The 13,800-nt window shown below is 61.1% G+C and carries 14 protein-coding genes; 6 read left to right on the top strand and 8 right to left on the bottom strand.

Annotated elements, in window-relative coordinates:
- Window positions 1–129 precede the first annotated feature (129 nt).
- The 6 genes from ACUYMZ_RS00900 to ACUYMZ_RS00875 all read left to right on the top strand — a co-directional run bounded on the left by ACUYMZ_RS00900 (window position 130) and on the right by ACUYMZ_RS00875 (window position 5,328).
- The gene (locus ACUYMZ_RS00900; RefSeq protein ID WP_481601786.1) at window positions 130–1,395 is read left to right on the top strand and encodes an ABC transporter substrate-binding protein; all 1,266 of its coding nucleotides are present in this window, start codon (window positions 130–132) and stop codon (window positions 1,393–1,395) included.
- A complete protein-coding gene (locus tag ACUYMZ_RS00895; protein ID WP_481601785.1) occupies window positions 1,383–2,135 on the top strand; it encodes an ABC transporter ATP-binding protein in 753 nt (250 codons plus the stop codon). Before ACUYMZ_RS00900 ends, ACUYMZ_RS00895 begins: the two co-directional genes overlap by 13 nt.
- On the top strand, window positions 2,132–2,911 hold the full coding sequence (locus tag ACUYMZ_RS00890; RefSeq protein ID WP_481601784.1) for an ABC transporter ATP-binding protein: 780 nt from the start codon (window positions 2,132–2,134) through the stop codon (window positions 2,909–2,911). Before ACUYMZ_RS00895 ends, ACUYMZ_RS00890 begins: the two co-directional genes overlap by 4 nt.
- Window positions 2,904–3,773, top strand: a complete 870-nt coding sequence (locus ACUYMZ_RS00885) for a branched-chain amino acid ABC transporter permease (RefSeq protein WP_481601783.1) — start codon at window positions 2,904–2,906, stop codon at window positions 3,771–3,773. Before ACUYMZ_RS00890 ends, ACUYMZ_RS00885 begins: the two co-directional genes overlap by 8 nt.
- Window positions 3,770–4,807 carry a branched-chain amino acid ABC transporter permease gene (locus ACUYMZ_RS00880; protein WP_481601782.1) on the top strand — a complete coding sequence of 346 codons (1,038 nt, stop codon included), beginning with the start codon at window positions 3,770–3,772 and terminating at the stop codon, window positions 4,805–4,807. Before ACUYMZ_RS00885 ends, ACUYMZ_RS00880 begins: the two co-directional genes overlap by 4 nt.
- Window positions 4,808–5,148: 341 nt before the next feature.
- On the top strand, window positions 5,149–5,328 hold the full coding sequence (locus ACUYMZ_RS00875) for a hypothetical protein (RefSeq protein ID WP_481601781.1): 180 nt from the start codon (window positions 5,149–5,151) through the stop codon (window positions 5,326–5,328).
- 80 nt (window positions 5,329–5,408) lie between these two features.
- Here the strand turns inward: ACUYMZ_RS00875 and ACUYMZ_RS00870 are convergent, their stop codons facing one another.
- From ACUYMZ_RS00870 to aldh, 8 genes are all read right to left on the bottom strand, one after another.
- Entirely contained in the window at window positions 5,409–6,338 is a 930-nt protein-coding gene (locus ACUYMZ_RS00870) for an aminotransferase class III-fold pyridoxal phosphate-dependent enzyme (RefSeq protein WP_481601780.1), read from the bottom strand.
- Window positions 6,271–6,576, bottom strand: a complete 306-nt coding sequence (locus tag ACUYMZ_RS00865; protein WP_481601779.1) for an aminotransferase class III-fold pyridoxal phosphate-dependent enzyme — start codon at window positions 6,574–6,576, stop codon at window positions 6,271–6,273. The genes ACUYMZ_RS00870 and ACUYMZ_RS00865 overlap by 68 nt, the downstream gene beginning before the upstream one ends.
- Before the next feature lie 105 nt (window positions 6,577–6,681).
- Window positions 6,682–8,184 (bottom strand): APC family permease, encoded by a 1,503-nt coding sequence (locus ACUYMZ_RS00860; RefSeq protein ID WP_481601778.1) that lies wholly within the window; start codon window positions 8,182–8,184, stop codon window positions 6,682–6,684.
- A 378-nt stretch (window positions 8,185–8,562) separates the two neighbouring features.
- Window positions 8,563–8,748 carry a hypothetical protein gene (locus ACUYMZ_RS00855; protein WP_181968424.1) on the bottom strand — a complete coding sequence of 62 codons (186 nt, stop codon included), beginning with the start codon at window positions 8,746–8,748 and terminating at the stop codon, window positions 8,563–8,565.
- A 43-nt stretch (window positions 8,749–8,791) separates the two neighbouring features.
- Entirely contained in the window at window positions 8,792–9,961 is a 1,170-nt protein-coding gene (locus tag ACUYMZ_RS00850) for a glycerate kinase (protein ID WP_481601777.1), read from the bottom strand.
- On the bottom strand, window positions 9,962–11,170 hold the full coding sequence (locus ACUYMZ_RS00845; RefSeq protein ID WP_481601776.1) for a dihydrodipicolinate synthase family protein: 1,209 nt from the start codon (window positions 11,168–11,170) through the stop codon (window positions 9,962–9,964).
- Window positions 11,170–12,336 (bottom strand): Gfo/Idh/MocA family protein, encoded by a 1,167-nt coding sequence (locus ACUYMZ_RS00840; RefSeq protein WP_481601775.1) that lies wholly within the window; start codon window positions 12,334–12,336, stop codon window positions 11,170–11,172. The genes ACUYMZ_RS00845 and ACUYMZ_RS00840 overlap by 1 nt, the downstream gene beginning before the upstream one ends.
- Window positions 12,337–12,411: 75 nt before the next feature.
- Complete coding sequence (gene aldh / locus ACUYMZ_RS00835; RefSeq protein WP_481601774.1) at window positions 12,412–13,788, bottom strand: aldehyde dehydrogenase AldH; 1,377 nt, start codon at window positions 13,786–13,788, stop codon at window positions 12,412–12,414.
- Between the last annotated feature and the right edge of the window lie 12 nt (window positions 13,789–13,800).

Genomic DNA, 13,800 nt, shown 5'->3' with positions numbered 1-13,800 from the left:
CCAAGGGTTTCTGATGGGCAGCGGCACCGCCGCGTGAGTTCGTATCGTTTGTTACAAATCGACCCTTGACCGACTTGATGTAATGGACTTTACTTGAAGTATCCCAAGTCACAACTATCGGAGTGCATCATGTCCCCAACAAACATCCGCCGGCGCAGCCGGCTTGCGGCGGTCGTAGCAGCGGCCGCTGTTGCCCTCACTTCCCTGAGCGCCTGTGGAGGCAGCTCCAGCGCTGGCAGCTCGGATCCAATCACTCTGGGCCTGTTGGCTCCCTTGACCGGCAGCGCGGCCGCCGATGGGAAGCTCATGGAACAGGGAGCCCAGCTCGCCATTGATGAACTAAACGCCAAGGGCGGCGTTACAGGGCGCCAGGTGAAGCTCGAAACTTCCGATGTCCGGGACCTGAAATCGGACGCAGTTTCCTCGGCGGTCGCCAAGCTCACTTCCGACAGCAGCGTTGCTGCGGTCGTCACCGGCTATGCAAGCACCACAAACTTCGAAATAGACCAGCTCGCCGAGGCGGGAATTCCCTACATCCTCGGCGGTGGCAGCACGCAGACCGCCGACATCATCAAGAAATCCCCGGACCGTTATTCAGGCATCTGGTCCGTTGCGCCCAGCTATGACGGTTACGGAACAGACCTGCCCCAGCAGTTGGACAAGTGGAATTCCGACGGAACCTTCCCGCTGAGGAACCGCAAGGCCTACATCATCTCCAGCGACAACCCCTACTCCAACGGAATCGCCGCCGGACTGCAGAAGAGCCTGGCAGACAAGGGTTGGACTGTATCCGGCCCGGACACCGTACCTTTTGGTGAGGTCAACGACTGGACCACCCAGCTGACCAAGATCCGCCAGGTGGATCCGGCTTTGGTCGTGAACCTGGACTATCTCACTGCCAACGCGGCCAAGTTCCTGACGCAGTTCCGCCAGAACCCGTCCAACTCCCTGGTTGTTTCCCAGTACGCCCCCAGCGTCCCGGAGTTCATCGACCTGACCGGCGAAAACGCCAACGGGGTGCTGTACAACCTCCCCTTCGCCCCGCTGCAGAAACTGCCCGAAACCAAGGACCTCGAGAAGAAATTCAAGGACAAGTTCAACACCGGACTGAGCCTGTACAACGTGGCCTTGTATGAGCAGGTCATGCTCTGGGCCAAGGCTGCGGAGAAGACCGGAGACGCAACCAAGCGCGAAGAAGTGGGCGCCGCCATCGGAACACTCGATGAAAAGACCGTTTTCGGCCGGGTCCACTTTGATCCTGCCACGCACCTGGCGGTCGCCGGCGCTGACGGTGTCCCCATGACCTACTACCAGATCCAGTCCGGACAGCGCGTGACCATCGCCCCGGTTGAGTTTGCCGACAACACTCTGCAGAAGCCGTCATGGATCCATTAGCTCCAAGGGCTGCTGCGCAGCCCCTTCTGCAAGTATCCCAGGCCAGCAAAGTCTTCGGCGGGTTCCGCGCAGTCGACGACGTCACCATCAGTGTCGATAACGGCGAAGTTCTAGGTATCGCCGGCCCCAACGGCGCCGGGAAGAGCACCCTGTTCAACCTCGTCTCCGGAGTACCGTTCGGTCCCGATGCAGGAACGATCCACTTCAACCAGCAACGGATCGACAGGCTTCCAGCCCACGCCATCAGCCGGCTGGGCCTTCGCCGCACATTCCAAGCAGAGCAGCTCTTTCCCGACCTGACCGTCCGGGACAACGTCGCAGTCTCGGCCACGTATCTGGGCAGTGGCAAGAACTCCGGTTCCGACACCGACGCAGCCCTTGAGCGCGTGGGCCTGGCACACCAGGCCCACGCCAAAGCCAGCGACATCCCGCTGCTGGCCAAGAAAAAGCTCATGATTGCCAGTGCACTGGTCGCCGATCCGCAGCTGCTCATGCTGGACGAGCCGGCCGGTGGTCTGAACACCGACGACCAAGCAGACCTGGTCAGCCTCCTGGGCCAGTTGCAACGCCAGGGGCTGACGCTGATCATCATCGAACACGTTCTCAGCGTCCTGCGGCAGCTGGCCAACCGAATGATCATCCTCTCCTCGGGGCGGCTCCTGGCAGAAGGAAACCCCGACGACGTCCTCTCGGACCCCCTGGTCCTAGAGGCATATCTTGGAAAGGCGCCCGCAGCATGACCGGCCAGCAGCCTCCGCAATCCTGCCTTCTGGACGTAACCGAGCTGAACGCCGGGTACGGACGGATGCAGGTGGTCAAAGACCTCTCCCTCCACCTGGCACAGGGTGAATCCCTGGCCCTGCTGGGTCCAAACGGACACGGCAAAACGACAGCACTGCGCGCCATCACCGGCCTGGGCAGAACCAGCAGCGGGAAAGTCATCTTCGACGGCAAAGACATCACCGGCAAACCTGCCTATGACATCGTCCGCGACGGACTGATGCACATCCCCCAGGCCAGCCAGCTGTTTCCGCGGCTCACAGTGGGAGAGAACCTCCTGCTGGCGGCGCGGCTCCCCGCAGCCCGGGACACCAGGCACCAAACGCTCGACATGGTCCAGCAGCTCTTTCCCAAGCTGGCCCAGAGAAAAGACCAGCTCATCGGCACCCTCTCCGGCGGAGAACGGCAAATGGTCGCGATCGGCATGGGTCTCATGTCCAAGCCCAAGCTGCTCATCCTGGACGAACCCACCCTAGGGCTGGCACCAAAAGTGCGTTACGAAATCCTGGAAACCCTCCATGCCGTCCGCCAAACAGGCCTGACACTGATCGTCGCCGACGGCGACGTTGACTTCCTTTTCGAGCTGACAGACCGCTGGCAGCTTGTCGAAATGGGCAGGATCGTCGCTTCGGGTTCAACAGCCGACCGCCCCTCGAACGAAGAAATGATGAACATGTTTATTGGTGGCCACGCCTCCCCCGCGGCCAGCCCCGAAAGCGGGGTGCGACATGCTTGAGATCCTCCTCTCTATCCTGATCTCCGCAGTCGTACTCGGCTCGCTGTACTCACTCCTGGCAAGCGGACTTTCCCTGATCTGGTCCACCCTCGGAGTTTTCAACTACGCTCACGGTGCCCTGCTCCTCTTGGGCGCCTACACCATCTGGACGCTCTCGGACCGGGCCGGCATTCCGGTAGCCCTTGCCATCGTGCTGGCCATCCCCGTGCTCGCCGGCCTCGGCGCCCTGCTGGAACTGATCGCCGTCAGGCCCTTCATCAACCGGCCCAACGGAACCTTGCTGGTCATGGTCTCCACCTTGGCAGTGGCCAGCGCCGTGGAAGGCATTGCCCAACTGCTTTGGGGCCCACAAAACCGTCAACTGCAGCCTTTGACCACCTCAACCATCGCCGTGGGCGACATCAAGGTCGCTGCGACAACAGTCATCGCTTTCGTACTCGCGCTGTCGCTGGTAATTGGTCTGATCGTCATCCTGCGCAAGACCCAGTGGGGCGCAGCCGTCAGAGCCGTCGAGCAAAATCGTGACATGGCAATGCTGGTCGGAATCCGGCCCGCCAGGGTGTACGCCTCCGTCTTCGCCATCGCCTCGGTGCTGGCCTGCGCAGCCGCCCTGGTCTACGCCACCACCACAACGATCACACCCGCCAAGGGATTCGAACCCCTGCTGACAGCCTTTGTCGTCTTGGTCTTCGGTGGCTCCGCCTCACTCTGGGGCACACTCATCGGGGCGTTCTCAATCGGCCTGCTCGACTCAGCAACCACGTACTGGCTGGGCCTGCAGTGGAGCCCCGTGGCCGTCTTCGTGCTGCTGGTACTGGTCATGCTCATCAGGCCCCAAGGCCTCGTGAAAGGAAGGTCATGATGCGCAACCGTCTAGGACGCGTCGCATGGTGGTCCCTGGCCGTCGTGGCCGTGGCCGCCCTGCCATTCATTGTGCAAGGCCCCCTGAGGATCGTGGCGATCAGCGCTTTGATCTACGCCATGCTGGCCGCCAGTTGGAACCTCACCCTCGGATTCGGCGGCATCTTCAACTTCGCCCATGTCGGATTCTTCGGCGTCGGTGGTTACACCATGGCCGTGACGAGCGTTTCCTGGCAATGGAATCCCTGGCTGTCGCTCGGAGCCGCAGCCCTTACCGGAGGCGTAGCCGGCGCACTGGCCTATCTGCCTGTGGTCAGGATGCGAGGAATCTATATAGCGCTGATCACCTTCGTGTTCGTTCAGCTTTGCTACTACCTGATTCTTGCCGTTCCGGGACTTACAGGTGGTTCCAACGGGCTTTCCGGGGTCCCTTCCCTCAGGATCGGCTCCCTGTCGCTGGCATCGTCGACGGGCCAAGGGTATCTATGGCTGCTCGGAGCCTGCCTGATCGGGTTGTACGGGCTACTTCAAGCAGTGATGAAGAGCTCGTTCGGCAAGAGCCTGGTCGCTTTGCGGGACAACGAAAACCTCGCCGTCAGTCGTGGCATGAACCGCATCCGGCAACAGATCTTCGCCTTCATCCTCAGCGGATCCATCGCTGGCATCACCGGCGCTTTGTATGTCTCCTATTTCCGCGTCGCCGACGTGACGCTGTTCAGCTTCGGTTTCGTCACCCTCGGACTAAGCATGATCTTCCTCGGCGGTACCGGACATATCTGGGGACCGATGCTCGGTGCGCTGGTCGTGACCCTGCTCGACAGACAACTCACCGAACTCGGATCCTGGCGGGCGATCCTGATCGGTATCGGAATCCTCGTCGTCCTGGTTTTCATGCCGCGCGGAATCGCAGGGATCCTCATTTCCACCAAGAGTTGGCTCTCCCGTAGCAGAAAGCCACGGCTTTCTGAAGCAGCCCCCTCTACACCAAGCAAATCGCTCCAAGAAAAATCACCCGCAGAGTCGACAACGCGGTAACGACAAGGTCATGTCGTCCAGTGTTAGTCCGGTGGCAGCGACGCTGCTGCCGGGCTTTCGCTGTCTCTCCAGACAGTTTGATTCCATTCCCTCAACAGACAAAGGAGAACAACAAGTATGGAAACGAACCACGGGAACGGCACCAGCCTTCCTCATTCAAGCCACCGCCCCAGGAGAAACGTCCAATGGCAGATGCAACTTTGGGTAGGCACAACGTGAGGCACACCAGCGATGAATCGCTGACTTGTGCCCAAGCCAGGGGGATCCAAGCGTGGCTGGGCACGGAACAGCGGCCTTCGAATCTGACGTTCCGTATCGGGGAGCATCAAGATCTTGCTGAGGTGCCGTGGCTCCTGCTCAACGAAGGAGACCGCGTCCAGGTCCACGGCCAAGGCCCTACACTCACCGGCACAGTCGACTGCGTCATGGCCGACGGTTCCATCTTTTGGATGTGGCAAGATCTTGGCGTCGGCCGCGTCGCCGTTTATGAAGAGGACGGCGTGGTGGTCACGTTCCTTTGAAGATCAAGAATGCAGCACACGAGCAGGGGCTCCAGAGAATGTTTCCATTCCTGGAGCCCCTGCCGTGTTCGGGAGGCTGGTCAGGCCCAGCCCGCAAACGGTCCGAGGTCGACGCCGTCGAGTTGGCCCGCCGCGACATGCGCCAGCGCCTGCTCCAGGAAATCAAACCCTTCCTCAAGTTCATTAAGCGTGAGCACCAAAGGAGGATTCAGTTCAATGACGTTACGTTGCGGACCAACGCTGATCGCGGTAACCTCCAGTTCCCAGGCTCTGTAGAGGACCCGGGCGGTGGCGGTGGCCGCAGGCGAACCGTCACGGTGCCGGAGCTCAATGCCAGCAACCAATCCATGGCTTCGGACGTCGGCTACCAGTTCATGCCGATCCTTCAGCGCCGCCAGGCGGGCTCCGAAAGCGTGCCCTTTCAGTCCAACCTCCTCCACGAAACCTGGAGAGGTGAGGACATCAAGGACAGACAAGGCTGCAGCGGCGCCTACCGGATTACCGGAGAGGGTGAGCAGAGATCCTGCGGGCTCCGCGCCGAGGATTTCCCTGGGGCCGACGGCAGCGGAGGCCCGAAGCCCTCCGCCTAAGGACTTTCCGAGCGTAACCACATCAGGTCTGATGCCGGCGTGTTCAAAGGCATGCAGCAGCGCCGTCCTGCCCAGCCCCACCTTGACCTCATCGACCACCAACCACGTCCCATGCCTGGTGCAAAGCTCCCGGAGCTCCAGCAGAAATCCTTCCGGCGGGATGACGAGTCCGCCGTCACTGAGAACGGGCTCGACGAAGACCGCGGCTACCTGTTGTGAGGACAAGGCAGACTCCACAGCGTTGATGTCCCCGTATGGCACCAAGACAAGCTGCTGCTGCTCGGTGGAAGCAGGACCGACCCAAACCCCCGAGATCTCCTGGGCCGGGCCGATACCGCCGTGATAGGAATGCTCAAAGGCCAGCACTGTGGGGCGGTCCGATGCCGCCCTTATCCCCCCGCAATGCTGCTGAATTAACATCTGATCCGGACAGGCCCAGGTAAACACATCGGTCCTCCCCTATGGTGGGCGTTAGTGCCAGCAAGCGTTGGGCGAGTCTAACTGCATAGCGGTGGGTTCCCAACAGACTTCCAACCCCAAGCATGCACCTGACAGCTTCATCCACTGCCGAAACAACCGACGGATGCGCGTAACCCAGCCCTGCCGCGCTGCCACCGGCCGAGAAGTCGATCAGGCGCCGCCCACTCGGATCAATCAATCAGCTGGCTTCCTTGGGCAGAATCTATGGCGAGTGGCGAGAAACGCAACTGGCCGCAGGAGGCAAGGACCTGTTGATCCAGTTCATAAAGAGCAGAGGCTGGAGTCAATGTGCGCCCCCATCGGAGTCTTGCGAGGGGGCGGTTGTTGCACCCAGCAGAGCGGAGGATGACGGCTCCTCATGGTCGTCCTGTTGCTGGGCATCCTGCTGAACCAGGCGTGCTCCGATCTTGCGGGCGAGACTGGGTGCAAAGATGGCGATGGCTGCCCCGGCCAGGCACCAAGCCCCTGCTATCCACGGGAAGTAGCTAAAGGGCGCTACTTGGCCCACAGACTGAACGAAGTAGACATACAACAAGTATCCAATCCCCAGTACGGGGACAACTATCTCCCATTTGGGGATCTTGCCGCGCCCGGTGGCGATAAAGACAACGACGCCAACGGTTGTGGTCCCGTAGGCAACCAGGAGACACAGCACAGCGATAGTAGCGGTCCAATAGAACGTCTCAAAGGCGGAAGCACCTCCGAGCCAGTGCCCAACGGCAATGGCGAAGCTCAAGGCTGTCGCAACCACCACGGCCGGACGCGGTACCCCGGTACGACGATCAACACGGGCCAGTATCTGTGGACCAAAGCCATCCCGTGCAAGGGCAAACAAAAGCCTTGAAGCGGCAGCGATCGAGCTGATGGTCGACGCGAAAGCCACTGCCGCGGCAGCGAAGGCCAGAATAAGAGCGTATTCCTTCCCGATGTACATGCTCGCCAGCTGGGTAATGGATGATTCTGAATCGGCAAAAAGAGCCAACCCTGATTCAGATGTACCAAACCCGATGGTCTGGGCGAACATCATGAAAACAAAGATGGCACCACACAGCACGACAGCTCCACCGAGCGCCATCGGGATCGCCCGCTTCGGGTTGTTGGTTTCTTCCCCCAGGGACGCGCACGATTCGAATCCGGCCCAGCATAGGAAGGCGAAAACGGTCGCAGCCATCAGCGAGTCGAAGGAGGCGCCGGCTGGCGTTAAGGCTCCAAAATCTATGGAAGCCTCGACAGGGGCCTGCCCGCTGGAGACCTTGAACAGAATGACGACGCCCAGTATGAGCATAAGAAGCACCCCTGCGCCACCAATGTAGGTGAGCAGGTGTGTGGTGAAGCGCGACTCCTTCAAGTTGCAAAGGACAGCCAGCGCTGCCGCGACCAAGGGGACGATGATCCAAGCGGCCTGGAATGACCACCCAGCCTCGTCAATCCAAGTCTGGAAAAACACAGAACAGGCCGTCAATGTGCAGGCGCCGAAGAGGAGATAAGTGCCAAGCAGGGCAAATCCTCCAAAGAACCCCGCCCGCGGGCCAATGGTCAAGCCGGCCAGAGCATAGACGGAACCGGCATGGTTGAACCTTCCAGTCAGGCGAACGAACCCGTACGCAACCAAAGAAACGCCGACGAAGCCCAGAGCGAAAACAAAGGGAACAGCCTTGCCGACGAGTTGCGACACGCCGATCCCATTCAATGAAACAGCCATAAGTGGGCCCATGAAGCCAATGGAAAGCGCCGCCGCTTCCCATGACTTCAATTTCCTGCCCCGAGTACCGCTTTCAGACATCATTGTCCTCTTCGAGTCGTTTGATGGGCGGCCCCAGATCGATGCACGTGCGGTCGCGCACCGGCCATCCGATTGGGTCGGCCGCACCAGCGTGGTCACTGGCACGCTCAAGTAAAGTTCATTACAAATCGCTCGTCAAGACCTGTTTTGAAATACAGATTTCAACCTACACGTACCCCTCGACCTCCGGGAACCCGACGGATCACTCCAACGGCACCTACCCAGAGCTACCCACCTCAGGCGGCAGTTCACACGGAACGGGCGCACCAAGAAGCATGATCGCCTCGCGAGCGGTCAATGTACTATCCACTCCCTTGGGTTGACGGAATATCCATTATCGGCGTTAGTCTTACACAGGCCTGAGCGAGTCAGGTTGCAGATTTACCGGCAGGGCGCAAGGATCGTATGCTCGTGGAAGTCGAGGAGTTTGCGTTCCCCAACGTCTGTGTGGATCCAAATAACGCCCAAATCAGGGTCTGCCATATCAACGGTTCCTTGCCAGCGGGTGCCGGTTTTATCCCATGCTTCAATTCGGCTGCCGGGCTCAAGGTATTGGAATTTGCTCATATTCTTGCCTCCAACGTGCGACCTGCCCTGCCCGTCGTGTCCGTCATGCACCCAGTTTGTGAAGATCAGATCCGATAGTGCTCCCAATTTGTTCTAACAGTGGCCCAGCTTGGTTGATGCATCGGGACAGATCGGGCTGCAGTTCCCGCAGAGAGTAGGCCCGGGTGAAACCAGCGAGCTCAACTTGCGAAGCGTCCAGGGCGATGTTTCCGCAGACTGCAATCACTGGTACACCGTGTTCTGAAGCGATGCGACTGATACCCAGGGGCAGCTTCCCGCCGAGGCTTTGCTCGTCCATGTTTCCCTCACCGGTTATTACGAGTGTTGAGTCCGCGATGTAGTGGTTCAGTTCCAGTATGTTTTGGAAGGCAACGACTCCTGGTTGGGTTCGCGCAGCCAGGACTGCGATGACAGCGTAACCGAGCCCGCCCGCAGATCCCGCTCCTGGTACTGCGGCAGCTCTAATAGCCCGAGGACCGATTTCTTGCTCCATACTTGCGACTAGCTGCTCAAGTCCGGCTTCGAGGCGCGCGATGTCGGTCATCGTAGCCCCCTTTTGGGGCGCGAATATCGCTGCTGCACCCTCAGGACCGAGCAATGGGTTGTTAACGTCTGTTGCCAAAACGAATCGCGCCCGACGAAGTCTCTTATCCAGGTTGTCCAGATTCACGGAGGCGAGGTCCATCAGAAACCCCCCGCCCTCGTGCAGAGGTTGACCCTTGACATCGAGAAATTCGGCACCAAGTGCCGCCAGGAATCCAGCCCCACCGTCAGTGCAGGCGCTTCCTCCAGCCCCGATGACGATCTTGTTACAGCCCAGGTCGAGTGCTGCGCAGACGAGTTCTCCTACTCCTCTACTACTAGCGGTCAGCGGAGCGGGGGCACCCCCTGGGAGAAGGGCTAAGCCAGCGGCATTTGCCATCTCAATAACGGCTTCGTTGCCCCGTGTTGCAAATTCTGCGACAACTGGACGTCCCGTGGGACCGCTGACTTGAACGAGATGGCTGCTGAAGCCTGCACTGATCACCGCTTTTACTGTGCCTTCGCCACCATCAGCGACCTGCAGCTGTTTGACCTGAACGGCTGGATGCACGCTGCGAAGACCAACAGTGAGATGGGCGGCGACCTCTCGTGAGGAAAGGGAGCCCTTGAATTTATCTGATGCGATGAGAACCCGTGCGTGTCCATTCGGGCGCGGATTGGCAAGGTCCATCTAGATCCCGCTTGTCCGCAAAAATTCAGACATCCGGAAGGCGGCCAGTGCCGGGTCTTTGAGCAGGCCCGCCTGGTCGGCCAGTTCGAAGGTCTTGGCGAGGTGGCAGACGGAGCGGCCTGAGTGCAGGCCGCCGACCATCTGGAAGCCTGGCTGCTTGCCGTTGAGCCAGGACATGAACGCGATGCCGGTCTTGTAGTAGAAAGTGGGGGCGCTGAAGATGTGCTTGCCCAGTTCGCGGGTGGAGTCCAGGATTTCGCGTGCTTTGGCGGCGTTTCCGGCGTCGTAGTTCTGTAGCGCAACCGAGGCGGCCGGGTAGATGGCCGCGAAGATGCCCAGCAGCGCGTCGGAGTGGTGGGTCCCGTCGCCGTCGATGAGCTCGGGGTAGTTGAAGTCGTCGCCGGTGTAGAGGCGGACGCCTTCGGGCAGCGCCGCGCGCAGGGCCACCTCGTGGCTGGCGTCGAGCAGCGAAACCTTGACGCCGTCAACCTTGTCCGCGTTGTCCTTGATGAGGCCCAGGAACGTGTCGGTGGCTGTCGGGACGTCATCGGAGCCCCAGTAGCCGGCGAGTGCGGGATCGAACATGGTGCCGAGCCAGTGCAGGATTACGGGCTGGTCCACTTCCTGGAGCAGGGTGGAGTAGACGTTCAGGTAGTCCTCGGGGCCGGTGGCAACCTTGGCCAGGGCACGGGAGGCCATCAGGATGACCTTGGGTCCGGCCTCGGTGATCACGGCGATCTGTTCGCGGTAAGCCTCAATGACGGCTTTCAGGCCGGCTTCGCCGGCGGGCAGGGAGTCGATGTCCAACTGGTCCGTGCCGGCGCCGCAGGAGACCAGGTCCCGGACGGTCTTGCCGGCCGTGGCAGCATTGCCCGCGGACACCACCGACTCCGCTTCGACGCCGGTGCGCTTGATGAGCTGCTGGGTGGCGGCCCAGTCCAGGCCCATGCCGCGCTGGGCGGTGTCCATGGCATCGGCGACGCCCAGGCCGTAGGACCACAGCTCGTGGCGGTACGCCATCGTGGCGTCCCAGTCGAGCCGGGCCGGGGCCCCCGGGGTGTTGTCAGCGAGGACTTCCGGAACGACGTGGGCGGCGGCGTAGGCCCGGCGGGCCGTCAGCGGCGCGGTGGGACGGGCCCAGGTGGTAGCGCCCTGCAGGCGGTACTCCCGGGTGCCGCCGTCGGAGGAGGGAAGGATGAGCGAGGTCATTAGAGCGTGATCTCCGGGATATCGATGGTGCGGCGTTCGTCATTGGACTGCAGGCCGAGTTCGGCAAGCTGGACGCCGCGGGCTGCGGACAGGAGGCCGAAGCGGTGTTCACGGCCGGCGACCACGTCGCGCAGGAACTCTTCCCACTGCAGCTTGAAGCCGTTGTCCAGTTCGGCGTTGGCGGGCACTTCCTGCCACTGGTCGCGGAAGGACTCGGTGACGGGCAGGTCCGGGTTCCAGACGGGCTTGGGGGTGTGGGCGCGCTGCTGGGCGACGCACTTGTTCAGCCCGGCGACGGCGGAACCGTGAGTGCCGTCCACCTGGAACTCCACCAGCTCATCGCGGTAGACGCGGACGGCCCAGGAGGAGTTGATCTGGGCGATGACTTCGTCGCCGCTCGGGGTCTCGAGCTCGAAGATGCCGTAGGAGGCGTCGTCGGCGGTGGCCTTGTATTCCTTGCCGGCTTCGTCCCAGCGTGCGGGGATGTGGGTGGCGGTCTTGGCGTTGACGCTTTTGACCTTGCCGATGATGCCCTCCAGGACATAGTTCCAGTGGCAGAACATGTCCGTGGTCATTCCGCCGCCGTCTTCCTTGCGGTAGTTCCATGACGGGCGCTGCGCGGCCTGGATGTCTCCTTCGAAGACCCAGTAGCCGAATTCGCCGCGGATGGAGAGGATGCGGCCGAAGAAGCCTTCGTCCACCAGGCGGCGGAGCTTGACGAGGCCGGGCAGGTAAAGCTTGTCGTGGACGACGCCGGCGGTGACGCCTGCTTCCTTGCCGATGCGGGCCAGTTCAATGGCCTCTTCCAGGGTTTCGGCCGTGGGCTTTTCGGTGAAGATGTGCTTGCCCGCCTGCATCGCCTTCTTCAGGGTTGCTGCGCGGAGGCTGGTCATGGACGCGTCGAAGACGACGTCCACGCTGGGATCGTTGATGACCGAGTCCAGGTCCGTGGTCCACTCGGCGACCTTGTGCTTTTCGGCGAGCTCGCGGATCTTGGCCTCGTTGCGGCCCACCAGGATGGGCTCAACCTGGACGCGGGTGCCGTCCTCGAGGGTGAAGCCGCCGGCGTCGCGGATCGGGAGGATGGACCGTAGCAGGTGCTGGCGGTAGCCCATCCGGCCGGTGATGCCATTCATGGCGACGCGGACAATCGCTGTTTTAGTCATATTTTCCTCAGAGAAAAGGGTTGAAGGGGCGGCGCTGAGGGTTAGTAGGGCCAGCGCCGCCCCGTTTCGGGTGGGTCAGGAGATCCAGACCGTCTTGATGTTTACGAACTCCCGGATTCCATAGGCGGAGAGCTCACGTCCGTAGCCGGAGTCTTTGAGGCCGCCGAAAGGCACCGCCGGGAATGACGCCGTCAGACCGTTGATGAAGACGCCCCCGGCCTCGATTGATCGAGCTGCTTCGGTCGCTTCGGTCTCGTCATTGGTCCACACGCTTGAGCTCAAACCAAAATCAGAGTCGTTGCTGAGAGCGATGGCTTCCTGGAGTGATGACACTTTGTAGAGGCAGGCCACGGGGCCGAAGCATTCTTCCCGGTAGATGCGCATGTCCTCTGTTACGCCTGTGAGGACAGTCGCCGGGTAGTACCAGCCCTCCCCTTCCGGTATTTCTCCTCCACACTGAACTGCTGCCCCCTTTTCGCGGGCGTCCCTAACCAATTCATGAACGTCCTGGCGTCCTCGCTCCGTGGCCAAGGGTCCAAAGCTGGTGCTTTCGTCCAAGGGGTCACCGGCAACTGCTTCGGCCATACCTGTAACGAACAGATGTTCAAAGCGGTCGTAGACATCTTCGTGAACGTAGAAGCGCTTGGCCGCGATGCAGGACTGCCCCGAGTTTTGAAGGCGTGCGATTACTGCCTGGGCAGCGGCCTTGTCAATATCGGCCGAGGGCATGACGATAAAGACATCCATGCCTCCCAGTTCCAGGACACTCCTTTTGATGTTCCTGCCGGCTGCTTCAGCAATGGCGGAACCGGCAGCGACGGAGCCGGTCAGGGTGACCGCCCTGATCCTTGCGTCATCCACGAGGGGAATAACGTCTTTGCCTTCAACCAGCAGTGTCTGAAACGCGCCTTCAGGAAAACCGCCGCGGGCGAAGAGGTCTCCCAGGTACAGCGCACATTGAGGAACGTTTGAGGCGTGCTTGAGGAGCCCTGTGTTGCCCGCCATTAGTGCGGGGGCGGCGAAGCGGACGGCCTGCCAAAGGGGGTAATTCCAGGGCATAACGGCCAAAACGACGCCTAGCGGGTCGAATTGTACGTGGAGGTTGGAGGCGTTGACCTCGGACGCCGGGACCGGGGTTTCCGGGCTAAGGTAGCGCTGGGCGTGATCGGCGAAGTGCCGCATGCCGGTGGCTGATTTCAGGGCCTCGTACTTTGCTGTCGTTAAGGTTTTGCCCATCTCGGTGGCGATGAGACGGGCCACTTCGTCGGCTTCGCTTTCGAGGATGTCAGCGGCCTTATGCATCCAGCGGGCGCGTTCTTCAAAGGAGGTGTTCTGCAGTGACCGGAATGCTGCTTCCGCACGGGCGATCCGGTTTTCTACCTCTTCGGGCGTATGGGCGTCGAAGGTTTTCAGGGTGATGCCCGTGGTGGGGTCGATGGTCGCGATTGCCATGATGCTCCTTGT

It is taken from the genome of Arthrobacter sp. T572 (genome assembly GCF_056780115.1).
This window is presented reverse-complemented; position numbering and strand designations above follow the sequence as displayed.